General features: G+C 65.1%; 22 protein-coding genes and 1 tRNA gene. 13 read left to right on the top strand and 10 right to left on the bottom strand.

The window, feature by feature from the left end:
- Positions 1–5: 5 nt before the first annotated feature.
- The 5 genes from QQS38_RS00735 to QQS38_RS00715 all read left to right on the top strand — a co-directional run bounded on the left by QQS38_RS00735 (position 6) and on the right by QQS38_RS00715 (position 7,127).
- The gene (locus QQS38_RS00735; RefSeq protein ID WP_479643463.1) at positions 6–3,806 is read left to right on the top strand and encodes a nitrate reductase subunit alpha; all 3,801 of its coding nucleotides are present in this window, start codon (positions 6–8) and stop codon (positions 3,804–3,806) included.
- A complete protein-coding gene (gene narH / locus QQS38_RS00730) occupies positions 3,803–5,326 on the top strand; it encodes a nitrate reductase subunit beta (protein WP_479643462.1) in 1,524 nt (507 codons plus the stop codon). Before QQS38_RS00735 ends, narH begins: the two co-directional genes overlap by 4 nt.
- 2 nt (positions 5,327–5,328) lie before the next feature.
- Positions 5,329–6,060 (top strand): nitrate reductase molybdenum cofactor assembly chaperone, encoded by a 732-nt coding sequence (gene narJ, locus QQS38_RS00725; RefSeq protein WP_479643461.1) that lies wholly within the window; start codon positions 5,329–5,331, stop codon positions 6,058–6,060.
- Positions 6,057–6,770, top strand: a complete 714-nt coding sequence (gene narI / locus QQS38_RS00720) for a respiratory nitrate reductase subunit gamma (protein WP_479643460.1) — start codon at positions 6,057–6,059, stop codon at positions 6,768–6,770. Before narJ ends, narI begins: the two co-directional genes overlap by 4 nt.
- A gap of 108 nt (positions 6,771–6,878) precedes the next feature.
- Complete coding sequence (locus QQS38_RS00715; protein WP_479643459.1) at positions 6,879–7,127, top strand: hypothetical protein; 249 nt, start codon at positions 6,879–6,881, stop codon at positions 7,125–7,127.
- 75 nt (positions 7,128–7,202) lie between these two features.
- On the opposite strand, the gene QQS38_RS00710 is transcribed toward QQS38_RS00715, so the two are convergent.
- Together QQS38_RS00710 and QQS38_RS00705 are read right to left on the bottom strand one after the other, a co-directional pair.
- On the bottom strand, positions 7,203–7,523 hold the full coding sequence (locus QQS38_RS00710; RefSeq protein ID WP_479643458.1) for an HPF/RaiA family ribosome-associated protein: 321 nt from the start codon (positions 7,521–7,523) through the stop codon (positions 7,203–7,205).
- Positions 7,524–7,711: 188 nt separating this feature from the next.
- Positions 7,712–8,362, bottom strand: a complete 651-nt coding sequence (locus QQS38_RS00705; RefSeq protein ID WP_479643457.1) for a TetR/AcrR family transcriptional regulator — start codon at positions 8,360–8,362, stop codon at positions 7,712–7,714.
- Between the two features lie 247 nt (positions 8,363–8,609).
- On the opposite strand from QQS38_RS00705, the gene QQS38_RS00700 reads away from it, so the two are divergent.
- The 5 genes from QQS38_RS00700 to QQS38_RS00680 all read left to right on the top strand — a co-directional run bounded on the left by QQS38_RS00700 (position 8,610) and on the right by QQS38_RS00680 (position 16,278).
- The gene (locus QQS38_RS00700) at positions 8,610–10,166 is read left to right on the top strand and encodes an efflux transporter outer membrane subunit (protein WP_479643456.1); all 1,557 of its coding nucleotides are present in this window, start codon (positions 8,610–8,612) and stop codon (positions 10,164–10,166) included.
- Positions 10,163–11,233 (top strand): HlyD family secretion protein, encoded by a 1,071-nt coding sequence (locus QQS38_RS00695; RefSeq protein ID WP_479643455.1) that lies wholly within the window; start codon positions 10,163–10,165, stop codon positions 11,231–11,233. Before QQS38_RS00700 ends, QQS38_RS00695 begins: the two co-directional genes overlap by 4 nt.
- Positions 11,234–11,301: 68 nt before the next feature.
- On the top strand, positions 11,302–14,010 hold the full coding sequence (gene rbbA, locus QQS38_RS00690; RefSeq protein ID WP_479644068.1) for a ribosome-associated ATPase/putative transporter RbbA: 2,709 nt from the start codon (positions 11,302–11,304) through the stop codon (positions 14,008–14,010).
- A complete protein-coding gene (locus QQS38_RS00685; RefSeq protein WP_479643454.1) occupies positions 14,011–15,135 on the top strand; it encodes an ABC transporter permease in 1,125 nt (374 codons plus the stop codon).
- 192 nt (positions 15,136–15,327) lie between these two features.
- The gene (locus QQS38_RS00680) at positions 15,328–16,278 is read left to right on the top strand and encodes an amino acid kinase family protein (protein ID WP_479643453.1); all 951 of its coding nucleotides are present in this window, start codon (positions 15,328–15,330) and stop codon (positions 16,276–16,278) included.
- A gap of 119 nt (positions 16,279–16,397) precedes the next feature.
- Here the strand turns inward: QQS38_RS00680 and adhP are convergent, their stop codons facing one another.
- A complete protein-coding gene (gene adhP / locus QQS38_RS00675) occupies positions 16,398–17,423 on the bottom strand; it encodes an alcohol dehydrogenase AdhP (protein ID WP_479643452.1) in 1,026 nt (341 codons plus the stop codon).
- A gap of 234 nt (positions 17,424–17,657) precedes the next feature.
- On the opposite strand from adhP, the gene QQS38_RS00670 reads away from it, so the two are divergent.
- Entirely contained in the window at positions 17,658–17,858 is a 201-nt protein-coding gene (locus tag QQS38_RS00670) for a copper chaperone (protein ID WP_479643451.1), read from the top strand.
- 36 nt (positions 17,859–17,894) lie between these two features.
- Here the strand turns inward: QQS38_RS00670 and QQS38_RS00665 are convergent, their stop codons facing one another.
- The 4 genes from QQS38_RS00665 to QQS38_RS00650 form a co-directional block, all read right to left on the bottom strand.
- Entirely contained in the window at positions 17,895–18,245 is a 351-nt protein-coding gene (locus QQS38_RS00665; RefSeq protein WP_479643450.1) for a copper-binding protein, read from the bottom strand.
- Positions 18,246–18,309: 64 nt separating this feature from the next.
- Positions 18,310–19,605, bottom strand: a complete 1,296-nt coding sequence (locus QQS38_RS00660) for a multicopper oxidase domain-containing protein (protein WP_479643449.1) — start codon at positions 19,603–19,605, stop codon at positions 18,310–18,312.
- 1 nt (position 19,606) lies between these two features.
- Positions 19,607–21,013, bottom strand: coding sequence for a TolC family protein (locus QQS38_RS00655; protein ID WP_479643448.1), 1,407 nt, complete (start codon positions 21,011–21,013; stop codon positions 19,607–19,609).
- An 87-nt stretch (positions 21,014–21,100) separates the two neighbouring features.
- Positions 21,101–21,496: a hypothetical protein gene (locus QQS38_RS00650; protein WP_479643447.1), complete on the bottom strand. Its 396-nt coding sequence runs from the start codon at positions 21,494–21,496 to the stop codon at positions 21,101–21,103.
- A 199-nt stretch (positions 21,497–21,695) separates the two neighbouring features.
- Here QQS38_RS00650 and QQS38_RS00645 point away from each other — a divergent pair, with 199 nt between their 5' ends.
- Entirely contained in the window at positions 21,696–22,061 is a 366-nt protein-coding gene (locus QQS38_RS00645; protein ID WP_479643446.1) for a hypothetical protein, read from the top strand.
- A 43-nt stretch (positions 22,062–22,104) separates the two neighbouring features.
- Here the strand turns inward: QQS38_RS00645 and QQS38_RS00640 are convergent, their stop codons facing one another.
- Positions 22,105–23,130, bottom strand: coding sequence for a 2-dehydropantoate 2-reductase (locus tag QQS38_RS00640; RefSeq protein WP_479643445.1), 1,026 nt, complete (start codon positions 23,128–23,130; stop codon positions 22,105–22,107).
- A 324-nt stretch (positions 23,131–23,454) separates the two neighbouring features.
- On the opposite strand from QQS38_RS00640, the gene QQS38_RS00635 reads away from it, so the two are divergent.
- Positions 23,455–23,541: transfer RNA gene (locus QQS38_RS00635), tRNA-Leu, on the top strand.
- Between the two features lie 107 nt (positions 23,542–23,648).
- Here QQS38_RS00635 and QQS38_RS00630 read toward each other — a convergent pair.
- Positions 23,649–24,098: a MarR family winged helix-turn-helix transcriptional regulator gene (locus QQS38_RS00630; RefSeq protein WP_479643444.1), complete on the bottom strand. Its 450-nt coding sequence runs from the start codon at positions 24,096–24,098 to the stop codon at positions 23,649–23,651.
- Positions 24,099–24,224: 126 nt separating this feature from the next.
- Positions 24,225–25,361, bottom strand: a complete 1,137-nt coding sequence (locus QQS38_RS00625; protein WP_479643443.1) for a glycerate kinase — start codon at positions 25,359–25,361, stop codon at positions 24,225–24,227.
- Positions 25,362–25,471 lie beyond the last annotated feature (110 nt).

Raw genomic sequence — 25,471 nt, 5'->3', positions numbered from 1 at the left:
CATCCATGAGTCACTTTCTCGATCGTCTGATTCACTTTGCGCTGCCGTCCGAGCGCTTTTCGGAAGGCCACGGCGTGACCACTGGCGAGAATCGCAAGTGGGAGGATGCCTATCGCAACCGGTGGTCGCACGACAAGATCGTGCGCAGCACGCACGGCGTCAATTGCACGGGCTCCTGCTCGTGGAAAATCTACGTGAAGGGCGGCATCGTCACCTGGGAAACGCAGCAGACGGACTATCCGCGCACCCGGTGGGACATGCCGAATCACGAGCCGCGCGGTTGTGCACGCGGAGCGTCGTACTCGTGGTACCTGTACAGCGCGAATCGCGTCAAATACCCGATGGTGCGGGGCCGTTTGCTCAAGCGCTGGCGCGCCGCGCTCGCGCAGCTCACCGATCCGGTCCAAGCGTGGGCGTCGATCGTCGAAAACGACGAAGCAAGGCGCGACTATCAGCAGGCGCGCGGCATGGGCGGCTTCGTGCGCAGTTCGTGGGACGAGGTCAATCAACTCGTCGCCGCGGCGAACGTCTACACGATCAAACGCCACGGCCCCGATCGCGTCATCGGTTTTTCGCCGATCCCCGCCATGAGCATGGTCAGCTACGCGGCGGGCAGCCGCTATCTGAGCTTGATCGGCGGTGTGTGCATGAGCTTCTACGATTGGTACTGCGATCTGCCGCCGGCAAGCCCCCAAGTGTGGGGCGAGCAAACGGACGTGCCGGAGTCGGCCGACTGGTACAACTCGACGTTCATCATCGCCTGGGGCAGCAACGTCCCGCAAACACGCACGCCCGATGCGCACTTCTTCACCGAGGTGCGCTACAAGGGCACGAAGACGGTCGCCATCACGCCCGACTACAGCGAAGTGGCCAAGCTCGCCGACCTTTGGCTGCACCCGAAGCAAGGCACGGATGCGGCCCTTGCGATGGCGATGGGCCACGTCGTGCTGACGGAATTCTTCTTCCGCAAGCGTAGCGCTTACTTCGACGACTACGTGCGCCGGTACACCGACATGCCGATGCTCGTGATGCTCAAGCGGCATACGTTGCCCGACGGCAGCACGACGCTCGTGCCGGATCGCTATCTGCGCGCGACCGACTTCGATGGGCAGCTCGGGCAAGAGAACAATCCCGAATGGAAGACCGTCGCTTTCGATCGTTCGGGCCGTGTCGTGTTGCCAAACGGCTCCATCGGTTTCCGCTGGGGCGCGGAAGGGCGCGACGATACCGGCAAGTGGAATCTCGAAGAAAAAGATGCGCAAAGCGGCGAAGCGGCGAGCCTGAAGCTTTCCGTGCTGGAAGATGGAGCGCAGGCTCACGAGATCGTCGACGTGGCGTTCCCGTACTTCGGCGGCGTGCAGAACCCGCATTTCCCGGCGAACGCGCAAAGCGGGCGCATCAGCGTGGCCCGCGTGCCGGCCGTGCGCCTCGAGCTCGCCGGCGAGCAGGGTGCGAACGAAACGTTCGTGGCGACCGTCTTCGATTTGCAAGCCGCGCAATACGGCGTGGACCGCGGGTTGGGCAGCGGTGCATCGAGCTACGATGCGGACGCCGCCTATACGCCCGCCTGGGCCGAATCGATCACGGGCGTCGCACGCGGGCAGATCGTTGCGCTCGCGCGCCAGTTCGCGGAGAACGCGGACAAGACGCACGGCAAGTCGATGGTCATCATCGGCGCCGCCATGAATCACTGGTATCACGCCGACATGAACTACCGCGGCGTCATCAACCTCTTGATGATGTGCGGCTGCATCGGCCGCAGCGGCGGCGGATGGGCGCACTATGTCGGCCAGGAAAAGCTGCGGCCGCAGACGGGCTGGGCCGCGCTTGCGTTCGCGCTCGACTGGGCGCGGCCGCCGCGCCAGACGAACAGCACGAGCTTCTTCTATGCGCATACCGATCAATGGCGCTATGAAAAGCTGAGCCCCGACGAAATCGCCTCGCCGCTGGCCGATACCTCGCACGCGCAGGCGAGCATGATCGACTACAACGTTCGCGCCGAGCGGATGGGGTGGCTGCCGAGCGCGCCGCAGTTGAAGACGAACCCGCTGCATCTCGCGCAAATGGCCGCGGCGGCCGGCAAGGATGTCCGCGAATTCGTCGCGCAGGGTCTGGAGAGCGGCAGCTTGCAAATGAGCTGCGAAGACCCCGATGCGCCGGAGAACTGGCCGCGCAACATGTTCGTGTGGCGCTCGAACTTGCTGGGATCGTCCGGCAAGGGCCACGAGTACTTCTGCAAGCACTTCCTCGGCACGAGCAACGGGGTGCAGGGTAAGGACCTGGGCCCGGACGACGCCAAGCCGCAAGAAGTGAACTGGCACGCGCAAGCGCCGGAGGGCAAGCTCGATCTGCTCGTCACGCTCGATTTCCGCATGAGCACGACGTGCCTGTATTCGGACATCGTGCTGCCGACGGCGAGCTGGTACGAAAAGAACGACCTCAATACGAGCGACATGCATCCGTTCGTCCATCCGCTCTCGGCGGCCGTGGACCCGGTGTGGCAATCGCGCTCCGATTGGGAAATCTACAAGGGCTTCGCGAAAGCGTTCAGCGAAGTCTGCCCGGGGCATTTGGGCGTGGAAGAGGATGTCGTGATGACGCCGCTCATGCACGACACGCCGGGTGAGCTCGCCCAGCCGTTCGAAGTGCGCGAGTGGCGCAAGGGGCAATGCCGCGCGATCCCGGGCAAGACCGCGCCGCAAGTGACGCTCGTCGAACGCGACTATCCGAATCTGTACAAACGCTTCACGGCGCTCGGCCCGCTCATGTCGAAGATCGGCAACGGCGGCAAGGGCATCGCGTGGAAAACGGAGGTCGAAGTCAAACAGTTGGGAGAACTGAACGGTTTGACGGAAGAGGAAGGCGTCACGCGCGGTATGCCGCGCATCGTGACCGATATCGATGCCTGCGAAGTGATCCTGCAACTTGCGCCGGAGACGAACGGGCATGTGGCGGTCAAGGCATGGGAAGCCTTGTCCAAGGCAACCGGGCGAGACCACAGCCATCTGGCCTTGCCGCGCGAGGACGAAAAGATTCGCTATCGCGACGTGCAAGCGCAGCCGCGCAAGATCATCAGCTCGCCCACGTGGAGCGGCATCGAGAGCGAAACCGTGAGCTACAACGCCGGCTACACGAACGTCTACGAACTGATTCCATGGCGCACGCTCACGGGCCGTCAGCAGTTCTACCAAGACCATCCTTGGATGATCGCGTTCGGCGAAGGCTTTTCGACCTACCGGCCGCCGGTCGATTTGAAGGCGACGGCGTTGATGAACGGGGTCAAGCCGAACGGCAATGCCGAGATCGTATTGAACTTCATCACGCCGCACCAAAAGTGGGGCATTCACAGCACGTACAGCGACAACTTGCTGATGCTCACGCTCAATCGCGGCGGTCCTTGCGTGTGGCTCAGCGAGGACGACGCCCGCCGCGCCGGCATCGAGGACAACGACTGGATCGAGCTGTTCAACGTCAACGGCGCGATCGCGGCGCGCGCGGTCGTCAGCCAACGCGTCAATCCCGGCATGGTGCTCATGTACCACGCCCAGGAAAAAATCATCAACACGCCCGGTTCGGAGATCACGGGCGTGCGCGGCGGGATCCATAACTCGGTCACGCGCATCGTGTTGAAGCCGACGCACATGATCGGCGGCTACGCGCAACTGAGCTACGGCTTCAACTATTACGGAACGATCGGCACGAACCGCGACGAATTCGTGGTCGTGCGCAAGATGCGGCGCGTCGATTGGCTCGACGAGCCCGCTGCTGCGGTGAGCGCGGCGCAAACGCAAGGAGCTGGAAAATGAAAGTGCGCGCCCAAATCGGCATGGTGCTGAATCTGGACAAATGCATCGGCTGCCATACCTGCAGCGTCACCTGCAAGAACGTCTGGACGAACCGGCCCGGCATGGAATACGCATGGTTCAACAACGTCGAGACCAAGCCCGGCGTCGGCTACCCGAAGCAATGGGAAAACCAGGAGAAGTGGAACGGCGGCTGGATTCGAAAAAAGGACGGCTCGATCGAGCCGCGCCAGGGGGGCAAGCTGAAGGTGCTTTCGCGCATCTTCGCGAACCCGAACCTGCCGCAGATCGACGACTACTACGAGCCTTACACGTTCGACTACGATCACCTGCAAAGCGCGCCCGAGATGAAGGCGGCGCCGACGGCTAGGCCGCGCAGCCTCATTACGGGCCAACCGATGGAGAAGATCACCGGCGGCCCGAACTGGGAGGAGATTCTCGGCGGCGAGTTTTCCAAGCGTAGCCAAGACAGCAACTTCGAGGCGATTCAGAAGGACATCTACGGACAGTTCGAGAACACGTTCATGATGTACCTGCCGCGCTTGTGCGAGCACTGCTTGAATCCCGCCTGCGTCGCGTCGTGCCCCTCGGGCTCGATCTACAAACGCGAGGAAGACGGCATCGTGTTGATCGATCAGGACAAGTGCCGCGGCTGGCGCATGTGCGTGAGCGGATGCCCGTACAAGAAGATCTACTACAACTGGAAGTCAGGCAAAGCCGAGAAGTGCATTTTCTGCTACCCGCGCATCGAGGCGGGGCAGCCGACCGTGTGCTCGGAAACGTGCGTTGGCCGCATTCGGTATTTGGGCGTGCTGCTCTACGATGCCGATCGCATCGAAGCGGCGGCCAGCGTAGAAAACGAAAAGGACCTGTATCGCGCGCAGTTGGACGTCTTCCTCGACCCGCACGATCCCACCGTGATCGAGGCCGCGCGCCGTGACGGCGTGCCGGAGAACTGGCTCGAGGCCGCGCGCAACAGCCCCGTGTACCGGATGGCGGTGCAATGGCAAGTGGCCTTGCCGCTACACCCCGAATACCGCACGCTGCCGATGGTGTGGTACGTGCCGCCGCTTTCGCCGATCACGGGCGCCGCGCAAGCCGGCCACATCGGCGCGAACGGCGCGATCCCCGACGTCGGCCAGTTGCGCATTCCGGTGAAGTACTTGGCCAACTTGTTGACGGCAGGCGACGAAGCGCCGGTTGTGCGGGCGCTCGAGCGCATGCTGGCGATGCGTGCCTATCAGCGCGCCAAGCATGTCGACGGCGTAACCGACGATACGGTGCTGCGCCAAGTGGGCTTGAGCTTGGAAACGATGGAGAAGATGTACCGCGTGATGGCGATCGCGAACTACGAGGATCGCTTCGTGATCCCCACCTCGCATCGCGAATATGCCGAGGACGCGTTCGATATGCGCGGCGGTTGCGGCTTCAGCTTCGGCAACGGCTGCCATCATGGCGACGACGAGCCGAGCCTGTTCGGCGGCGAAGGCAAGCGGACGATTCCGATCAAGGTGGAGGAGTGACCATGGCACGAATGGACCCACGGCAGGCCGCGTTCGCGCAAACGCTGCGCGCGCTGTCTTTCTTGCTGCGCTACCCCGATGCAGCTTGGCGCGTGCATCTGGATGAAGTGAGCGACGCGCTGCGCGAGACGGCCGTGCTCGGCCCGGCCCGGCTGGAGGCGATCGAGGCCCTGCTGGACACGATCAGGCGCGCCGAAGAGCTCGAAGCGGAAGCGTCCTATGTCGAATTGTTCGACCGCGGCCGGGGCACTGCGCTGCATTTGTTCGAGCACGTGCACGGCGATTCGCGCGAGCGCGGCCCTGCCATGCTCGATTTGATCGCGACTTACGAGCAAGCCGGACTCGCGCTGAACACGGACGAGTTGCCCGATCATTTGACGGTCTTGCTCGAGTACGCGTCGACCCAGCCGCGTGAAGCGGCGGTGGCATTGCTCGGGGAAGTCGCGCACATCTTGCAGCGCATTCACGGCGCCGTCGAAAAGCGCGGCAGCGCCTATGCCGCGGTGCTGGGCGCGCTGCTCGACGTGGCGGGCGTCGATAGCGCCATGCCGGCTCAGCCGCCCGAGCCCGAGCAGGACCTGGACGAGGCCTGGCAGGAGCCGGCGGCATTCGACGGCTGCGGCAACGCAGGGCAGCAAGGAGCGGGGCAACCCCAGCCGGTGCATCTCGTGCGCCGGGCTCCGGCGGCCGATTCACATGCTGCTTCGAACGCGGCGCAAGGAGCACGGGCATGAGCACTTCTCTGAATACGTTTTTCTTCTCGGTCTATCCGTACGTTTGCCTGACGGTGTTCTTGATCGGCAGCTTGGGACGATTCGAGCGCGCTCAGTACACGTGGAAGAGCGATTCCTCGCAGTTGTTGCGGCGTGCGCAGTTGCGCTGGGGCAGCAATCTGTTTCACGTGGGGGTGCTGTTCCTGTTGTTCGGCCACACGCTGGGCCTGTTGACACCGCACGCGCTTTACTCGGTCTTCATTACGGCTTCGCAGAAGCAAATGCTGGCGATCGTCTCGGGCGGGACGGCCGGCACACTTTGCTTCATCGGTTTGACGATGTTGCTGCATCGACGCATGTTCGACCCGCGCATTCGCAAAACGAGCCGTCGCACGGATTTGGCGCTGCTCATCGTGCTGTGGGTGCAATTGTGCCTGGGGCTCCTGACGCTGCCGTTCTCCTATGCCCAGCGCGCCGATGCGCATGAGATGCTGGTATTAGCCGATTGGGCGCAGCGCATCGTCACGTTGCGCCCCGATGCGAGCGCCATGGCGTCGGTGCTGTGGCCGTTCAAGCTGCATCTGGTGCTGGGGATGACGGTGTTTTTGCTGTTCCCGTTCACGCGCCTCGTGCATATCTGGAGCGGGTTCGGGACGGTGGCCTATGCGTTGCGTCCGTATCAACTCGTGCGCTCGCGGCGCTTGAGCGCGGGCGCGCGGCGCAACGGTTGAGAATGTGCGACGGAGGGCGGGCCGGCGCGACGGCGCCGGCCCGCATCGTTGGCTCGACCGGCGTCTCGCTCGGTCGCCAAGCCTTGGACGCCTATCGGAGAAAGCACGATGATTGCCGATGACAGCACGCGACTACCGGCCGCAACGGCCAGCGATATTCGTCACATTGTGGGAGAGCTCGAAGACGAGGTGATCGCCCGAATCGTCGATGTAGGCGCGACGAGCGCTGAAGTGCTCGACGCTTATACGAGGTATCGCTCCGATCAACTGCTGGAGCGCCGGCTCGATTACGAATTGCACGGAAAAGCCGCCCGCATCTATGAGATTTTGCAGGTGCAAGAGGGTGATGAAGATTAGAGGGGCCGGTGCACGCCGATTCGAGGCTTGCGCCGGCCGGCGCCCCGTGCGTGCGTCGCGGGGCGCGGGCAGCACTCAAACCCGTTTGGCTTGCCGCGCCTGCGTAACTTGATCGAGTTGGCGCGACACGGCTTTGAAGGCGTCGTGCACCGCCACGTACACGTCTTCGCCGACTTCGCGGTTCGAGACGATCTCGTGTCCGGGGATGGTCAGATCGATCACGACGCCGAACGGCTTGCCCTGATGCTTGTGCTTGCCGTCGCACACGATGGCGACACGGCAGCGCATGATGTCCTCGTGGTGCTGCTCGAGCTTGTCGGCGTGCTTGCGCACGGCGTCTTCGAGCGCTGCGGAGCGGTCCAGGCCTTCGAATGAGATTTCCAGGGGTAGTTTCATAATCGGTTGAGTCGATGGGCCAAAGAGAATGACGGGGCGTAAGCGCGCGGTTCGTGCTTGCAATCGGCGCCGGTAAGCCGCACCTGCGCGAGCGATCCGCGCCCCAGCTCCATTGTTCGCCAACGCGAACCAAGCAGGTTGACATTGGTCAACCGCCGCGAAGCTTCTCGTCGGCGAGGCGGGTATGCCTAAGCTGGGCGAGGCAGCGCCAGCAGCTCGTGCAGCAAGCGAGCGTAATCGGCGCGGGCGCGCTCGAGTTCGCCGGCCGCTCGCTCCGCCGTTCGGAGCACTTCGGCAAGGCAGGCCTGCGCGATTGGCGCGATCAACAGAGACGGCGATCGCGCCGCGATGCCGTCGCGCAGCGTACCCTCGCGCACGCCCTTGACGACGAGCGTGCGCACCGCCACGACGATCGTCCGATCCATGTAGCAGCGCCACCGCTCGACGGCGTTCGGAACGCGCGCGCTCTCCGCGATCAATAGGCGCAGCGTTGCAACGGCCGGTGCGCTCACGGCCCACGAATAGAGACGGTTGCCGAGCAAATCGACGATACGCTCGACGGTGACCGGAGTGCGAAACAACGCCGGTTCGTCGATGCCGATCGGCTTCAACGTGCGGTTGAGCAAAGCCTCGAAGATCTCATCCTTGCTCTCGAAGTGCGCATAGATGCCGCCTTTGGACAATCCAGCCCGCGCCGCGATGTCGTCGATGCGCGTGTGCGGGAAGCCGCGGGTGGAAAACACGTCGTACGCGGCGTCGAGGATTTGCGCGACGCGAACGTCGGGCGGCAGCCGGCGACGTCGCGTGTCGGGAAGCAGTTGAGCGGAGATGGCGTGCATGAGGATCGGCGTTGAAGGTTCGTGACCCGTGGGAGACGCAAAACCCGTTCGCGTCCAGGCCGGGGCAATTCGAAGATGTTAACGACTGCATGGTCGGACCTCGCTTGACGTGGATCAAGACGGCATAAGGGTTTGCTCGGATATAAAGGGGTCAGCGGCCCGAGCGGTGCAATCGCTCGAAGCGATCGCCGCAGTCGACTCCGCCCAATAGGCGGCGGCGATCCAAGCAATCCTCAACGGCGTCTTCATGCGCGATTTCGCATTTCCCCCCGAACACGAGCCGACGCCGCCATGTCACGGCGGCAACCGGTCGCACCGGCTGGCGCGTCGAGCGTGGCGGGCGGGCGTCTCGACGCTCGCATGTCTGCTCGCCTTGACAGGCTGCGTGTCGCTCGCACCGCACTACACCCGTCCCGACTTGCCGGTGCCGGATAGCTATCCGAGCGACCACGCAACCGAGCCGAGCGCGCCCTCGCAGCGACTGGCCTCGTCCGGCCTGCCCGAATGGCGCAACTATTTCGTCGATCCGCGCTTGCGCGCGTTGATCGCGCAAGCGCTTTCGAACAATCGGGATTTGCGCATCGCGAGTGCGCGCATCGAGCAGGCACGCGCCGTATACGGTTTGCGCCGCGCCGCGCAGTTGCCGAGCATCGACGCGACGGCGACCGCGGCGCGCGTGCGCTTGCCCGCTGGATTGCTCTCGCCCAAACCCATCGTCGCGACCGTGTATGACGCGGGGCTGTTGCAAAGCAGCTGGGAGATCGATTTGTGGGGGCGGCTGCGCGATACGAGTGCGGCTTCGCTCGAAGATCTACTCGCAAGCGAATCGGCGCAACGGGCCGTGACATTGAGTCTGGTCGCTCACATCGCGGACGCCTACTTCGGCCTATGCGAGCTGGACGAGCGCATCGCTTTCACGCGCGATACGATCGCAAGCCGAGAGAAGTCGCTGCATATCTTTCGACGCCGGTACGAAGTCGGATCGACGTCGAAGCTCGATTTCGAGCAATCGGAGATCTTGCTCGAACAGGCGCGCACCCTCGGTGCGCAATTGCAACAAGCGCGGGCGGCGCAGGCCCATGCGCTCGATGCCCTGATAGGCGCGCCCGCTCGTCTCGACGCCGGCGAGCGGCCGCTCGACGACGCCGCGGTGTTGCCCACGCTCGAAGCGGGCTTGCCATCCGCGCTGCTCGAAGCGCGCCCGGACATCAGCGCCGCCGAGCACCGGTTGCGAGCCGCTAATGCGAACATCGGGGCCGCGCGCGCCGCGTTTTTTCCGCGCATTGCGCTGACGAGCTCGGTGGGCGCGAGCAGCACCGAATTGAGCCAGCTATTCTCGTCCGGCACGGGCATGTGGGCGTTCGTCCCCAACCTCGCGCTGCCGATCTTCGATGCCGGGCGAAATCGCGCCAATCTCGCTCTGGCGAAGGCGCGTCGAGACGAAGCGGTGGCTCAGTACGAAAGCGCAATACAGAATGCGTTCCGCGATGTCGCCGATGCGCTTTCGGCGTGCGCGTGGCTCGGCGAGCAAGTTCAAACTGCCCGCGCGACGCTCGCCGCGCAAACGGAGCGCGCGCGCCTGGCGCGATTGCGCTACGACGACGGCGCCACACCATTTCTCGAAGTCCTCGACGCGCAACGCGATCTGTTATCCGCGCAGCAGCAACTCGTGCAATTGCGTCGCGCGCTGCTCGCAAGCCGTGTGGCGCTCTACACGGCGCTTGGCGGCGCGACGATGCGCGACGCGCACGATGACAGCGGCATGGCGGCCGCACCCAACGACACTCACCCATTCACACCATGAAGATCACGAGGCAATCAGCGACGATCGCCCTGGCCGCGGCGGCAGTTGTCCTTGCCGGCGGCTATGCCTGGCTGCATTCTCGGCAAAGCGGACCGGGCGAGGGCTTCGCGAGCGGAAACGGGCGTATCGAGGCGACTGAAATCGATGTCGCGACGAAGTTGCCGGGCCGCGTCGACACCATCTTCGTCGAGGAGGGAGACTTCGTCAAAGCCGGCCAACCGCTAGCGAAGATGGAGGTTCAGTCGTTGAGTGCGCAGCTCGATGAAGCGCGTGCGCGTGCGCAACAAGCGGTCAACACGGTGGCCAGCGTTGCGGCCCAGGTTGCCCTGCGCGAGAGCGATAAGATCGCGGCCCAGGCCATCGTTGCCCAACGCAACAGCGAACTCGATGCGGCGCGCCGGCGTCTCGACCGGTCGGAGACGCTTTCGCGCGAAGGCGCTTCGTCGATGCAGGAACGCGACGACGATCGCGCGCGCGTTCGCGGTATGCAGGCGACCGTGCAAGCGGCCGTTGCACAGGTAGGCGCGGCGCAAGCGGCGATCGAGGCGACGCGCGCGCAGCTCGTTGCAGCGCGCTCGGCCGTGGCGGCCGCCAACGCGACGATCGCACGCGTGCAATCGGAGATCGACGACAGCAGGCTCACCGCGCCGCGCGACGGCCGGGTGCAATACCGCATCGCCCAAGCGGGCGAAGTCCTTCCCGCCGGCGGCAAGGTCATGAACCTCGTGGACCTGTCGGACGTCTATATGATCTTCTTCCTGCCGGAAACGGTGGCCGGCAAGGTCGCGATGGGCAGCGAAGTGCGCCTCGTGTTGGACGCAGCGCCGCAATACGTGATCCCGGCTTCGGTGTCGTTCGTGGCGAGCACGGCGCAGTTCACGCCCAAGACCGTCGAAACGCAAAGCGAACGCCAAAAGCTGATGTTTCGCGTGAAAGCGCGCATCAACCGCGACTTGCTGCTCAAGCATCTGACGATCGTGAAGACCGGCGTGCCGGGCGTGGCTTGGGTCAAGGTCGATCCGAAGGCGGCTTGGCCGAGCGAGCTGGCCATCAAGGTTCCGCAGTGAGCGATACGCACCGAACGCTGGCGGCGCCGCGCGTCGCGTCCACCGATGACGCGACTGCGGCCGTGCGCATGTCCAACGTGAGCTTGCATTACGGCAAGAGCGTCGCGCTCGAAGACGTGACGCTCGCGATCCCGGCCGGAAGGATCGTCGGCTTGATCGGGCCGGATGGAGTCGGCAAGTCGAGCCTGCTGGCGCTCGTCGCCGGCGCGCGCGTGATCCAGACCGGCGAGGTGTTTGCGCTCGGCGGCGACATGCGCTCGGCGCGCCACCGAGAGGCAGTCTGCCCGCGCATCGCTTATATGCCGCAGGGGCTCGGCAAAAATCTGTATGCGACGTTGTCCGTTGAAGAGAACTTGCAGTTCTTCGCGCGCTTGTTCGGTCATGACGCCGCGCAGCGCCGGCGCCGTATCGATGCGCTGACGCGCAGCACCGGGCTCTATCCGTTTCTCGCTCGCCCGGCGGGCAAACTCTCCGGCGGCATGAAGCAAAAGCTCGGGCTGTGCTGCGCGTTGATCCACGACCCCGACCTGTTGATTCTCGACGAACCGACGACGGGCGTCGATCCGCTCGCGAGGGCGCAATTCTGGACCTTGATCGCGGCGCTGCGCGCCGAGCGGCCCGCGATGACGGTGGTCGTCGCTACCGCTTATATGGACGAAGCGCAGCGCTTCGACTGGCTCGTGGCGATGAACGCGGGCCGTGTGCTCGCGGCCGGCTCGCCGCAAGCGCTACTCGCGCAAACGGGCGCCGACACGCTCGAGGCGGCCTTCATCGCCTTGCTGCCGCAAGCGCGGCGCGGCGATTACCGGCCGATCGCCGTCGAGCCGTGGATCGCCGGCGAGGGCGACGACGCCGCGATCGAGGCGGAAGGTTTGACGATGCGCTTCGGCGATTTCGTGGCGGTCGATCATGTGAGCTTTCGCATTCGCCGCGGCGAGATCTTCGGTTTTCTCGGCTCGAACGGTTGCGGCAAATCGACGACGATGAAAATGTTGACGGGGCTCTTGAGCGCGAGCGAGGGCAAAGCCACATTGTTCGGCCGAGAGGTCGACCCGAGGGACATCGATACGCGTCGACGCGTCGGCTATATGTCGCAGGCGTTCTCGCTCTATGGCGAACTGACTGTGCGGCAAAATCTCGTCTTGCATGCGCGGTTGTTTCAGGTCGAAGAAGGCAAGATCGCCGAGCGCGTGACGGAAATGAGCGCGCGCTTCGGCCTGACCGAAGTGCTCGACGCCTTGCCGGATCGACTAGCGCTGGGGATGCGGCAGCGCTTGTCGCTTGCTGTAGCGATGGTGCATCGCCCGGAGATGCTGATTCTGGACGAACCCACCTCGGGCGTGGACCCGGTCGCGCGCGACGAGTTCTGGCGGCTAATGCTCGATCTCTCGCGACGCGATCGGGTAACGATCTTCATTTCGACGCACTTCATGAACGAGGCCGCGCGCTGCGATCGCATCTCGCTCATGCATGCGGGGCGTGTGCTCGCGAGCGGGGCGCCGGCCGAGATCGTGAGCGCGCGCGGCGCAAAGAACCTGGAGGAAGCGTTCGTCGGGTACTTGATCGAAGCGGAAGGAGGGCCCGCGGCGGCGCCCGATGCCATACCGGCCGCACAAACTGCGACGCTGCCGGCCCCCTCGGCCGCGCGTCGCGGCTTCAGCGCCTCGCGTGCGCTCACGTACGTTTGGCGCGAAGCGCTGGAACTGCGTCGCGACCCGGTGCGCGCCGCCCTCGCTCTGTTGGGCTCGCTCGTCTTGATGTGCGTCATTGGGCTGGGGATCAGTCTCGACGTCGAGAATCTGACGTTTGCCGTCCTCGACCGAGATCAATCGGAACTGAGCCGCGACTACGCCTTGAACATCGCAGGCTCACGCTACTTCATCGAGCAGCGGCCGATCAGCGATTACGGCGAGCTCGATCGACGCATGCGCGCGGGGAAGCTTTCGCTTGCGATCGAGATCCCGCCCGGTTTCGGGCGCGACTTGGCGCACGGGCGGCCGGTGCAGATCGGCGTTTGGATCGATGGCGCCATGCCGCTGCGCGCCGAGACGATTCGGGGCTACGTGTTGGGCATGCACGAGCAGTGGTTGCGCGACCAACTGCGTCACCGGTTCGGCGTGGATAGCGCCGCGCAGGTGACGATCGAAACGCGGTTCCGCTACAACCCCGACGTCAGAAGTTTGCCGGCGATGGTGCCGGCCGTGATTCCGCTCTTGCTGCTGATGCTGCCGGCCATGCTCACGGCGCTGGCGGTCGTGCGCGAGCGCGAACTCGGCTCCATCGTCAATCTGTATGTCACGCCGGTGACACGCATGGAATTTCTGCTCGGCAAACAAGTGCCGTATGTGTTGCTCGCCATGCTGAACTTCGCACTGATGGCATTGCTCGCGCGCTTCGCCTTCGACGTGCCCGTCAAAGGCAGTTTGCCGACCTTGCTGTTGGCCGTCCTGCTGTTCACCACGGTGTCGACCGCATTCGGCCTGCTGGCGTCGACCTTCACGCGCAGCCAAATTGCGGCGATGTTTTTCACGCTGATCGGCACGCTGATTCCCGCGGTGGAATTTTGCGGCCTCATCAACCCGGTCTCGTCGATGGAGGGAACGGGCCGCCTGATCGGCCAAGCGTATCCGGCGACCTACATGTTCGCGATCAGCCGGGGCGTATTCAACAAGGCGCTTGGATTTGCCGACCTTCGGGCGCATTTTCTGCCGCTTGCCATCGCGATCCCGGTCCTGCTGGGCGCCACCGTCGCGCTCTTGCGCAAACAGGAGGTTTGAGTGCGCGTGCTCTCGACGATCTACCGGCTCGGCATCAAGGAACTGTGGAGCTTGGCGCGCGACCCGATGATGCTCGTGCTCATCGTGTATACGTTCACGGCCTCGATCTATGCGGCGGCCACGGCGCAACCGGAAACGCTGCATCGGGCGCCGATCGCGATCGTCGACGAAGATGCCTCGCCCCTTGCGCAACGTATCGTTTCGGCGTTCTTCCCGCCGCAATTTTCACCGCCGTTGCTCGTCGATGCGGCCGGCGTCGATCACGGGCTCGACCTGGGGCGCTTCACGTTCGCCCTCGATATCCCGCCGAACTTTCAGCGCGACGCGCTCGCCGGGCGGCAAACGCAGATCCAACTGAACGTCGATGCGACGCGCATGAGCCAGGCGTTCACGGGCAGCGGCTACGTGCAGCAGATCGTGCTGGGAGAGGTGCGCGATTTTCTGGCGCGCGAGAAGGGCGCGGCGCCTGTCCCCGTGGATCTGGCCATGCATATGCGCTTCAACCCCAATCTCGAACATGCGTGGTTCGGCGCGCTGATGGAAATCATCAACAACGTCACCATGTTGTCGATCATTCTCACGGGCGCGGCGCTGATTCGCGAGCGCGAGCATGGGACCGTCGAGCATTTGCTCGTCATGCCCGTGACGCCGCTGGAAATCATGGTAGCGAAGGTTTGGTCGATGGGGCTCGTCGTGCTGACGGCCGCGTTCTTATCGCTCACGCTCGTCGTGCGCGGCGCTTTGCACGTGCCGATCCAAGGCTCGGTCGGCTTGTTCATGCTGGGCGCGGCGCTGCATCTGTTCGCCGCGACGTCGATGGGCATTTTTCTCGCGACGCTCGCGCGCAGCATGCCTCAGTTCGGCATGCTGATGGTGCTCGTGCTGATTCCCCTGCAACTATTGTCGGGCAGCGTGACGCCGCGCGAGAGCATGCCGCGGCTCGTGCAAGAAGTCATGCTCGCGGCGCCCACGACGCATTTCGTCGAGCTCGCGCAGGCGATCCTCTATCGGGGCGCGGGTTTCGAGGCCGTCTGGGCACCGTTTCTCGCGCTCGCGACGATCGGCTCCGTCCTGTTCGCGCTGTCGCTCGCCCGCTTTCGCAAGACGATTGCGCTGATGGCATGACTTACGCTTGCTCGCCGCGTTCGGTGGAGCGGGTTACCCGCCGCGCGAACCCGCGTTGCACCGCTGGATGTGTCCCAGGACGCAGTCGAGCGCGCCCGCTTCGTTTATACAAGGGGTTGGGCAACGACGGCGCGCCGCGATCTCGAAGCGATCGACGCTTTGCGCGCTCGACGACCATGGGGGACTGAGGACATGCGAATCGTGATCGCATTGGCAAACGACGCGCTGCGCACACGGGGCGGGAAGGATGGCGCTCCGGAAGATGCGCACATCGTTCGTTCGGCGGCTGCGCAGTTGGCGCGGATCGCGCAGGGCAACGATGTCGTCATCGTCCGTAGCGACGGGTGTCGGATCGGGCCTAATGCGGTCCATCATCACGAAGGCGCGGAGTGTGGCGCTGTCTCCACCGAGCCCGCCGAAGCGCAGGCAGCCGACATGCAAATCGGCACGAGCGTCGCAAGCGAGCTGCGCCATATGCTTGCGCACGCGCGCCGATGCACGGCGCTGCACACGCAAGTCGAGGTCGATCGGGACGATCCCGCGTTCGAATCGCCGAACAAGGCCGTCGGCCCGATGCTCACGGGCGAGCGCGCGCTCGCCGCCGCACGGGAAAAACGCTGGCACCTGGCCCACGACGGCATTGCATATCGGCACGTCGTGCCGAGCCCCCAGCCGGTGCGATTGCTGCAGGCCGAGCCGCTGCGTCGTTTGGTCGAGCAGGGCGCGCTCGTCGTCTGCACCGTCGGTGTCATCCCGGTCGTGGCGGCCGACGACGGCGCCATGGAGCCGGTCGACGCCGTCATCGACGAGCACGATGGCGCAGCCCTCGTCGCGCGAACGGTGCAAGCCGATCTGTTCGTCATCGCGACGGACAAGGCGGGCGTTTTTCTCGATTGGGGCACGGCCAATTCGAAACTGCTTCGTCATGCACACCCGAGCGTGCTGCACGAATTGGCCTGCACGACGGGCGCCATGAGCGCGAAGCTGCGGGCGGCGGCGCGTTTCGCCGAGCGCACGGGCCGCAGGGCGGCGATCGGCGCGCTCGGCGACGTGGTTCGGCTCGTCGAGGGCACGGCCGGGACGACGATTTCGTGCGAACGCGTCGATCCGCGCAGCTTCGCCGGCGGTGCGGTTGCGTGCTGAGCGCCGCGGCGCAAGCGGCGGGCGCGGTGTCGACGCCGCCGAAGTCGACACTGATCGCTTCAATAGCGGCTCGCGCCGGCTTCGAAGCGCACGGCGCGTCGCGCCGCGCGTTTGCTCGCTCAGTCGGCCGTCAACACGATGCGCCCGTCCACCTTCCCGGCCTTGAGCGCGGCGAAGATCTCGTTGATGTTTTCGAGCCGGTCGCGGTGGATGTGAGCGCGCACCTTGCCTTCGGCGGCGAAATCGAGCGATTCCTGCAAATCGCGCCGAGTGCCGACGATCGATCCGCGAACCGTGATGCCGTTGAGCACGGTCGAGAATATCGGCAGCGGAAAATCCCCGGGCGGTAGCCCGTTCAGCGAGATCGTGCCGCCGCGCCTGACCATGCCGAGTGCTTGTGCGAAAGCGCTGCGCGAGACGGCGGTCACGAGCACGCCATGGGCGCCGCCGATTTCTTTTTGAATGACGGCGGCCGGGTCTTGCTCGGCGGCATTGACGGTCAGTTGCGCACCGAGCGTGCGTGCGAGCTGGAGCTTATCGTTGGAGACATCGACGGCGACGACATGCAGCCCCATCGCCACGGCATACTGCACGGCTACGTGGCCTAGACCGCCCACGCCGGAGATGGCGATCCATTGGCCGGGCCGCGTGTCCGTCACGCGAATGCCCTTGTAGACGGTGACGCCTGCGCACAGAATCGGTGCGATTTCGTCGAACGCGACGTTGTCGGGAAGGCGTCCGACGTAGTTGGGGTCGGCCACCACATATTCGGCGTAGCTGCCGTTGATCGAGTAGCCCGTGTTCTTCTGCTCGTGGCACAGCGTTTCCCACCCCGTCTGGCAGTACTCGCAGTGACCGCAGGCCGTGTAGAGCCAGGGCACGCCTACCCGGTCGCCTTCCTTCAGATGCTTGACGCGCGAGCCCACGGCGCTGACATAGCCCACGCCCTCATGCCCGGGGATGAACGGCAGCGAGGGTTTCACGGGCCAATCTCCGTCGGCTGCATGCAAATCGGTGTGGCAGACGCCCGACGCCTCGATTTTGACGAGGATCTGATCGGGTTCGGGCGTTGGCACACGCACCTCTTCGATGCGCAGCGGCTCGCCGAATGCGTGTACGACAGCGGCTTTCATGACGGTGGCCATCGATAACTCCTATTCGGTTGGCGGAGGTGCCCAGTATCGTTGCGGCACGGCGAAGAACTGTTGAGAAAGATCAAGGGGGCGGTGCGGCATATCCGGACAATGACAATGAACGCGCGGCAATCGGCCGCTTGTAAATATCACAACGTGATATAAAGTGACGCTTGACGACGGCGGAGCGCGCGAGGCGGCCCATGTGCGACGCTGCGCACCGGGCCGAGATGTACAGGAGGGGCAATGAGATTCGAAGTGTTGGAACTGACGGGCAACGATGACGGTTCGCGCATTGCCGCGGCTGTCGAAAGCGTCGACCCGCAAGCGCAGGTGACGGTGGACGCTCGCGCCCACGCGATCGACGTCGATTCGTGGCTCTATCCGGAAGAGTTCCTCGTTGCGCTGTACGAAGCGGGCTACGACGCCCGCATCAAGCGACGCTAGGGATCGGCGCCGCGCCCCCGCGCGGGCCTTGCCGCATTACTGCTTCTGCAGCTTCACGACGGTCAACGCGCCGTCGATCCGCTCGGCCACGAAGTCGACCTTGTCGCCGGTCTTCACTTGATCGAGCATCGCCGGATCTTTCACCTTGAACACCATCGTCATCGCACCCATGCCGAGGTTTTCGAGCGGACCATGTTTGATGGTCAATTTGCCGGCGCTCGTATCGACTTTCTTGATCTCGCCGTGCGACATGGCGCGCGCCGCTTGTGCGCTCGGCTTCGCGCCGCCGCTCATATCCATGTCGTTCATGTCGCCCGCAGCGTAAGCGGCGGCGGAAAACGCGAGCGCGCTCGCAATCGCAATCGAAACAACGGCTTGCTTGATCATGCTTTCTCCACGTTGGAAGGGGTTGAGATCGAAGGCCGCGACGGGCGCGACCTCGTTGGGCCATTCAGCCATCGGGCAACTCGCCCGTGTATTCGTAGGCGACGGTGCCTTTCGGGTGCTTGAACCAACCCGGATCGCGGTAATCGTTGCGGGCAAGATCCCGGCGCACCTTCACCACAGTGAACATGCCGCCCATCTCCATCGGCCCGAACGGGCCGGCGCCGGTCATCATCGGCAACGTGTTCTCAGGCAGCGGCATCTCCATTTCGCCCATCGAGCCGCCCGTGCTTCCCATCGCCATGTAATCGGGCACGAGCTTGCCGATGCGTTCGACGAGGTCTTTTTGCTCCACGCCGATCATGTTCGGCACTTGGTGGCCCATCGCGTTCATCGTGTGGTGCGACTTATGGCAATGGAACGCCCAATCGCCGGGCCGGTCCGCGACGAACTCGATGGCCCGCATTTGCCCGACCGCCACATCGACGGTCGCCTCGGGCCAGCGCGCCGCCGGCGGGATCCAGCCGCCGTCGGTGCCCGCCACTTCGAAGTGATAGCCGTGAAGGTGGATCGGGTGATTGGTCATCGTCAGATTCCCGAAGCGGATGCGCACACGCTCGCCTGCACGCACCGGCAGCGGATCGATGCCGGGAAAGACTCGCGAATTGAACGTCCACATGTTGAAGTCGGTCATCTCGTTGACGCGCGGCGTGTAGCTGCCCGGGTCGATATCGTAGGCGGCGAGCAGAAACACGAAGTCGCGATCGACAGGCATCACGCTCGGGTCCTGCGGATGCACGATGAACATGCCCATCATGCCCATCGCCATCTGCACCATTTCATCGGCGTGCGGGTGGTACATGAAGGTGCCGGGCCGCTCGAGCCGGAATTCGTAGACGAAGGTTTTGCCCGGCGGGATGTGCGGCTGCGTGAGACCGCCGACGCCATCCATTCCGCTCGGCAGCCGCATGCCATGCCAGTGCACGGTCGTGTGCTCGGGCAGCTTGTTGGTGACGAAGATACGGACTTTGTCACCCTCGACGGCCTCGATGGTCGGCCCCGGCGACTGTCCGTTGTAGCCCCAGAGATTGGCCTTCATGCCGGGCGCGATCTCACGCACGACCGGCTCCGCGATCAGGTGAAATTCCTTCCATCCGTTCTTCATGCGCCACGGCAGCGTCCAACCGTTCAACGTGGCCACCGGCGTGTAGGGGCGCCCGTCGCGGGGCGTCAAGGGCGGTTGCGTGGCGGCGCTCGACATGATGGGCGCCTCGGGCAACGAGGCCGCGCCGGCTTTGCCGACCATCGCGGCGCCCAGGAGCGCGGCGCCGGAGCCGCTCAGAAATTGTCGACGAGACACCATGTCATTTTCCTTGCGAAAGCGTTGACGATGCGGCCGGCGCGGAATCGCTCTGCGGCAGAGCGCCGCCGAGCGCTTGCTCGAGGTCGGCTTCGGCGAGCCAGTAGTCCTTGAGCGCATCGATATAGCCGTTGACCGCGCCGGCCTGTTCGCGCGCATCGGCGAGCAGATCGAAGACGCTTGCGAGCATGCCGTTATAGCGCAGCATCAGTTCATCGGAGATCGTCTTGCGCAGCGGCACGATCTCGTCGCGATAGCGCTTGGCAACGTCGTAATTGCTCACGTATGCGCGGTACGATGCGCGCACTTCGGAGCGCGCATCGATCGCCGTTTGCGCGAGCCGATTTGCCGACTGCATGTACGCGGCCTCGGCGCGGGCGATTTTGGCTTTGCCGAAATCGAACAGGGGAATCTCGACGCTGATTTCGTAGCCGTGCTCGCGTCCCTTGTCGGTTTCGTAATTGTTTTGATAACCCAATTCGAACGCGTCGATGAAGCGCGTCGCTCGTCTGAGCCCGAGCGAGGATGCCACGGCCTGCGTGCGCATCTTGGCGGCCCGAATGTCGAGCCGGTTTTCCATGGCGAATCGCTCGATATCCGTCAGAGCGGGGCGTTTCTCGGGTAAGTCAGGTAGATGATCCGGCAGCGTATAGGATCCGCCTTCGCCCGATAGACCGAGCGCGCGCGTGAGCGCTTCGCGCGCCGCCACCGCTTGCCGGCGCGCTTGGTCCAAGCGCGCCGTCGATTCGGCGTGGAACGCTTGCTCGCGTGCGTCCTCGAGCTTGCTGAAGTTTCCCGCCCGACGCATGCGGGCGGCCAATTGCGCGCCGGCGTCGGCCGAGTCTTTCACTTGTTCGGCGTACCGTTGCGCTTGCTCGGCCGCCACCGCATCGATGTAAGCGCGGCGCGCCTGCGCTGCCGCTTTGAGCATGGCGTCGGCCGTCTCGAGCTTGGTCTCGTCGAAGCGGCGCTGCTCGATTCGTGCGGCGAGCGGCAGCGTCAGGATGGCGAGCACGTTCGCCGAAACAGTGCGGCCTATGCTCAAGTCGCCGTTGCTCGCGCGCGTGCGGCTGAAGGTGAAGCCCGGATTCGGCAGGCGGCTCGCTTGGACGAGGTCGGCTTCCGATAGCCCTAGCTCGGCATAAGCAGCTTGCAGGCCGGGATTGTTCAGCAACGCGACCTGGACGGCGCTGTCCATGTCGAGCGGTTGGGACAGGAGAGACCGCGTACGCTCGGCCGCGGCTTGGCGGTCGGCGTCGGTCTTGAGCATGACCACGTCCTTGCCGAGCCGCTGCTTGGCGATCGAAGACACGGCATCGAAGCCGCCGTCATCCGAGAACGTCGCGCAGCCGGTGAGAAACGCGGCGACGGTGATCGTCGCCGCCATTCGAGTCAAAACTAGAGGTCGCATCGTTTTCTCGTCATGAGTCGTCCGACGAACACCCGTAGGTTCGCCGGAGCGGATGGCGCACCGCGGCAACGGGGCCGCGATCGAGAGCTAGACGAGAAACAGTCGAGGAGGGCGCTCGATGCCGTCGGTCAGAAACGACGCGGCAGCGGCCGAGGAGGCTGGGGCAAGTGCGATGTGACGCACATCGGGTGCGACGGCGACGAACGGACTTGCCGGCAATCCCGCGCCCGAGCAATAGAGCGAGCATGTCGAGCACGGATGCGCGCGACAGGCGTCGCTTGGGTGATGGTGTCGATGATCGTCGCCGCTCAGCGCAGCGAGACGCGCGTGATGGCCGCTTTCGTGCATGACCGATCTCGTGTCGTGCATCGGCAACTCGCCTGTGCTGGCCGCGGCGTATCTCATCGAGATAGCAGCAAGCGACTGGGCCGGCAGGCTCAGAACGAGTAGGACGATGACGAGGAAGCGGCGCCACGGTGACATGGGGCCGCAGTGTATCACGCGCTCGGTCTGGGGCGGACGCGCGTGACGCATTGCACGAGGTCCCGCCCGGCAAGCATGATCGGCGTTTACCCTATCTAAAGTAAAAGGGCCTGACGCCGTAATCCCTTGAGCATTCGCGGTGCACCCGTGCCGCCGGCATTTGCGTGCCCACGCATTGCGTCTCGTCACGCACCCCAACATGTCTCTCGCCACTACGTCTATGGAATCGATTGCGACCGGTCGGGACGCCGCTATCGCCGCTCAGGTGCGCGCCGCGTTCCGCGAGTTGTTTCTCGTGTCCGGTGCTGCCGCACAATTGGGCGCCCACGGGCAGCCGGTTCAAGACGCCCAATGGCTGGCGCTCGAGCGGGCCATGAGTCAAGCCAGCATCGTGCTCGGCGCTCGCGACAGACGCGAGAGCGAGCCTTTGGCGTCGTTTCGACGCCTGGCCGCCCTGTGCGACGAACTGCTGGGCCGCCGCGCACTGGGCCACGTGTGCCCCGCGGTTCTGTGGCGCGACCTTGCCCGTGCGGGGCGCGACGCCTACGAACAAATCGATGCGTGAGGCAGCGACCGTCGACGACGGCGTGTAGACGATCGCTCGCCGCTCAACGCGAGGTCGCTCGCGACCGGTCGTTCTCGGCGCGTTGACGCAGCAAGCCGAGAACGGCATCGCAAAAAGGCGTGGCCAGTCCGAGCTTGCGGCCCAGCTCGGGGAACACCCCTAGAATCGGCTCGACCTCGAGCGGGCGGCCCGCTTCCATGTCTTGAAGCATCGATGTCTTGAACGCGCCCAGTTCGCGCGTGATGGCGACACGCGCTTGCGGCGACATCCCCGGGGACAACCCAAGGCGCCGTCCGATCGCGTCGGCTTCTTCCATCATCCGCAACGCGAGCGCCTGCGTGAGCGGATCGTCGAGCAAGCGATCGGCGGTGGAACCCGTCAACGCACTGAGCGGATTCATGTTCATGTTGCCCCAGAGCTTCGCCCAAATTTCAGCGCGGATATCCTCGGCGATTTGCACGTCGAAGCCGCCCGCCGCGAGCGTTGAGGCGAAGCTGCGCGCCGCGGCCGCGCGGACGGCGTTCGCGGCGCCGACGACGAGCCGATTGCCGCGTCCGCGTTTGACGATGCCTGGGGCTTCGTTGGCCGCCGATAGATGCACGACGCAGCCGAGCGCGCGGGCGGCGGGCAGGACGGCCGAGACGCGACCGCCGGGATCAACGGCGGCAAGGGGCTCCTCGGTATCGAGCGGCGCGGGCAGGCCGTGCAGAAACCACCATGGCAGACCGTTCATGGCGGAGACGACGACTGTATCGGCTGCGATGAGCGGCTGCAGCGAAGCGGCGAGACCCGGCAGCGCTTGGGCCTTCAACGCGAGGACCACGAAGTCTTGCGCGCCCAGCGCGCCCGCATCGTCGCTGGCATCGATGCGCGCAGCTTCGATCGAGCCGTCGTGTTCGCGGATGCGAATGCCGTGCGCTCGGATCGCGGCCAACGTGGCGCCGCGCGCGAGCACCGACACGCATTGGCCCGCACGGGCGAGCGCCGCACAGAGCAATCCGCCGATCGCGCCGGCGCCCACCACGGCGATGCGCATGGGCGGGGCGCCGTGCCCGCCTGGAGTGTTCATCGCGTGACTCCTTGTACCTTGTAGGAAGAATCGATCATCGGCTCGAGGCAGTGGCTAGTTGTACGCACAACCATTTTACGGAGCGGCGGCGAAAGAGCAGGGCGCCTGCGCCCATGTTGCCGCCGTTGCGTCGGCCGTTGCGCGGGGGCGCGGCGATGAGCGGGACGCCGCAACGTTCGACGCTTCGACTCCTCGACACAACCACGCGCGAATGAGTTAGAATCTCGCGCTTACGCTTTCGATCGCAAGATCGTCGCGCCGCTCCATCGGCGCCGAAAGCGAGCCTGACATCGAAGCGCCGTGCGAGAAGCGGGGCGCTTCGGCGCGAGGATGGCGAAATTGGTAGACGCACCAGGTTTAGGTCCTGACGCCAGCAATGGTGTGCGGGTTCGAGTCCCGCTCCTCGCACCATCTTTTTCCGGGCTTGGGTTCAATCGGCTCTTGGGTTCAATCGTCCTTGGGTTCAATCGTCCGGCCGGCAGGCGGGTTTCCGTCGCCCATCCGTGCGCGGTGTGCCCCTAGCCTTCGGCCTGCGCCCGCGCGATGACCTTATCCAGCACTCGCCCCAGCGCCTCCCGCTCCGCGTCGCTCAGGCAACTGAACAGATCCGCATTCCACTTGCGCGCGATCGGCATCACTTTGCGAAACAGCGCACGGCCCTCCTGCGTGAGAGAGATCAATACCACGCGGCCGTCGTCGCTGCTGGCTTCCCGTTTGACGAGCCCGCGCTTGATGAGCGCCTCCGCTGCGCGGCTGGCTTGGCTCTTGTCCAGATTGGCATGCTTGGCCAAGTCCATGATCGAGAACGGGCCGAACGAACCCACTGATGCGATCACGCGCGCCTCCGGCAGCGTAATGTCGAGCTTCGTTTGATAGCGCTCGCTGATCCCGCGGTCCGACAGCTTGTTCAACACGTGCATGCGGTAGGTCAAGAATTGCTCTAGCCCGGCTTTGGCTGCAGCCTTCATGGGGTCGTCGATCCTGTCGAAAGAGGGGCAGGTGAAAAAGCACTCGGGCGATTGTTGCCGCATCCGGCGCGGCGGTCAACGCGGCATTTCACGACGTTCGCGCATGCAGGCCGATGCCGCTCCCACTCACGCGCCGAATTTCAACCGCGCCAGTTGCTGCGCCTCGTTGGCGAGCAGGCTCGCCGCATCGCGGATTGCCGCTTCGAGCGCGATGGGCCCGGGGGCGGGCGAGAAACATCCGGCGAAATGCTCGGCGAGCCGTGCGAGCGCGTTCGGATCGACGCCGCCCGAGAGCAGGGTGGCGGGCACGCCCGCGGCGCGTGCGTGCCGGCAAGCGATGAAGGGCGCTTTGCCGTGCAGCGTCTGGACGTCGGACCGACCTTCGCCGGTGATGAGCCAGTCCGCGTGCTCGAGCGCGGCGTCCAGGCCTACTTGGGCCGCCACGACTTCCGCGCCGGGCTCGAAGCGGGCGCCGAGCAAATGCAGCGCGAAGCCGAGTCCTCCTGCCGCTCCCGCGCCGGGCAGATCGCGAGCGCGGCGCCCGAGCGCCGCTTCGGCCAGCTCCGCGAAACGTGCGAGGACGGCGTCGATTGCGTCGATGCGTTCGGCCTTCACGCCCTTTTGCGGGCCGAAGACGGCCGTCGCGCCGTGCTCGCCCGTCAGCGGGTTGTCGACGTCGGACATGGCGACGAACGAGGCCTGCGCGAGCCGAGCATCGAGCCCGGATGCATCCACGCGAGCAAGTGCGGCGAGTGCGCGCGGCGTCGGCTCGAGTTCGCGGCCGTAAGCGTCCAAAAGCTTCATGCCGAGGGCGACGAGCAGCCCGGCGCCGCCGTCGTTCGTGCTGCTGCCGCCGAGCGCGACGAAGAAGCGCCGCGCACCGGCATCGAGCAAGAGGGCGATCGCTTCGCCCATGCCGCGCGTGCTGCGCGCTTCGACGTCCGCCTGCATCGCGATGGCGTCGGTGATGCCGACCACTTCCGCCGTTTCCACGACAGCGCTGCCATCGGGCAACAAGCCCGCGGCAGCCTCGCGCAGGACTTGCGATGCGCCGTGCACGCGCAGCAGGCGCCGCTCCCCGCCTTGCGCGAGCATGGCATCGAGCGTGCCTTCGCCGCCGTCGGCCATGGGGCATAGGCGCACCTGGGCCGCGGGCAGCGCGCGCTTGACGCCTTGCGCGATCGCCTGAGCCACTTCCTGCGCGCTCAGCGAGCCTTTGAACGAGTCGGGGGCGATGACGACGACGGGGGCGCTGCGAGGCATGATGTCTCCGAAAATGAGCCGGCGCCGCGGTCGTGCCGCGGCGCTCGATATTAGAGGTTCGACTCGGCGCGAGCTTATCAGTCCGAGGGCCTCGTTGGATAGACGCGGCG

Source organism: Trinickia sp. Z7 (assembly GCF_056498045.1).
This window is presented reverse-complemented; position numbering and strand designations above follow the sequence as displayed.

Coding starts and splice junctions, on each gene's coding strand:
- QQS38_RS00735 (WP_479643463.1), top strand. CDS start 6: ATGAGTCACTTTCTCGATCGTCTGATTCACTTTGCGCTGCCGTCCGAG.
- narH (WP_479643462.1), top strand. CDS start 3,803: ATGAAAGTGCGCGCCCAAATCGGCATGGTGCTGAATCTGGACAAATGC.
- narJ (WP_479643461.1), top strand. CDS start 5,329: ATGGCACGAATGGACCCACGGCAGGCCGCGTTCGCGCAAACGCTGCGC.
- narI (WP_479643460.1), top strand. CDS start 6,057: ATGAGCACTTCTCTGAATACGTTTTTCTTCTCGGTCTATCCGTACGTT.
- QQS38_RS00715 (WP_479643459.1), top strand. CDS start 6,879: ATGATTGCCGATGACAGCACGCGACTACCGGCCGCAACGGCCAGCGAT.
- QQS38_RS00710 (WP_479643458.1), bottom strand. CDS start 7,523: ATGAAACTACCCCTGGAAATCTCATTCGAAGGCCTGGACCGCTCCGCA.
- QQS38_RS00705 (WP_479643457.1), bottom strand. CDS start 8,362: ATGCACGCCATCTCCGCTCAACTGCTTCCCGACACGCGACGTCGCCGG.
- QQS38_RS00700 (WP_479643456.1), top strand. CDS start 8,610: ATGCGCGATTTCGCATTTCCCCCCGAACACGAGCCGACGCCGCCATGT.
- QQS38_RS00695 (WP_479643455.1), top strand. CDS start 10,163: ATGAAGATCACGAGGCAATCAGCGACGATCGCCCTGGCCGCGGCGGCA.
- rbbA (WP_479644068.1), top strand. CDS start 11,302: ATGTCCAACGTGAGCTTGCATTACGGCAAGAGCGTCGCGCTCGAAGAC.
- QQS38_RS00680 (WP_479643453.1), top strand. CDS start 15,328: ATGCGAATCGTGATCGCATTGGCAAACGACGCGCTGCGCACACGGGGC.
- adhP (WP_479643452.1), bottom strand. CDS start 17,423: ATGGCCACCGTCATGAAAGCCGCTGTCGTACACGCATTCGGCGAGCCG.
- QQS38_RS00670 (WP_479643451.1), top strand. CDS start 17,658: ATGAGATTCGAAGTGTTGGAACTGACGGGCAACGATGACGGTTCGCGC.
- QQS38_RS00665 (WP_479643450.1), bottom strand. CDS start 18,245: ATGATCAAGCAAGCCGTTGTTTCGATTGCGATTGCGAGCGCGCTCGCG.
- QQS38_RS00660 (WP_479643449.1), bottom strand. CDS start 19,605: ATGGTGTCTCGTCGACAATTTCTGAGCGGCTCCGGCGCCGCGCTCCTG.
- QQS38_RS00655 (WP_479643448.1), bottom strand. CDS start 21,013: ATGCGACCTCTAGTTTTGACTCGAATGGCGGCGACGATCACCGTCGCC.
- QQS38_RS00650 (WP_479643447.1), bottom strand. CDS start 21,496: ATGTCACCGTGGCGCCGCTTCCTCGTCATCGTCCTACTCGTTCTGAGC.
- QQS38_RS00645 (WP_479643446.1), top strand. CDS start 21,696: ATGTCTCTCGCCACTACGTCTATGGAATCGATTGCGACCGGTCGGGAC.
- QQS38_RS00640 (WP_479643445.1), bottom strand. CDS start 23,130: ATGAACACTCCAGGCGGGCACGGCGCCCCGCCCATGCGCATCGCCGTG.
- QQS38_RS00630 (WP_479643444.1), bottom strand. CDS start 24,098: ATGAAGGCTGCAGCCAAAGCCGGGCTAGAGCAATTCTTGACCTACCGC.
- QQS38_RS00625 (WP_479643443.1), bottom strand. CDS start 25,361: ATGCCTCGCAGCGCCCCCGTCGTCGTCATCGCCCCCGACTCGTTCAAA.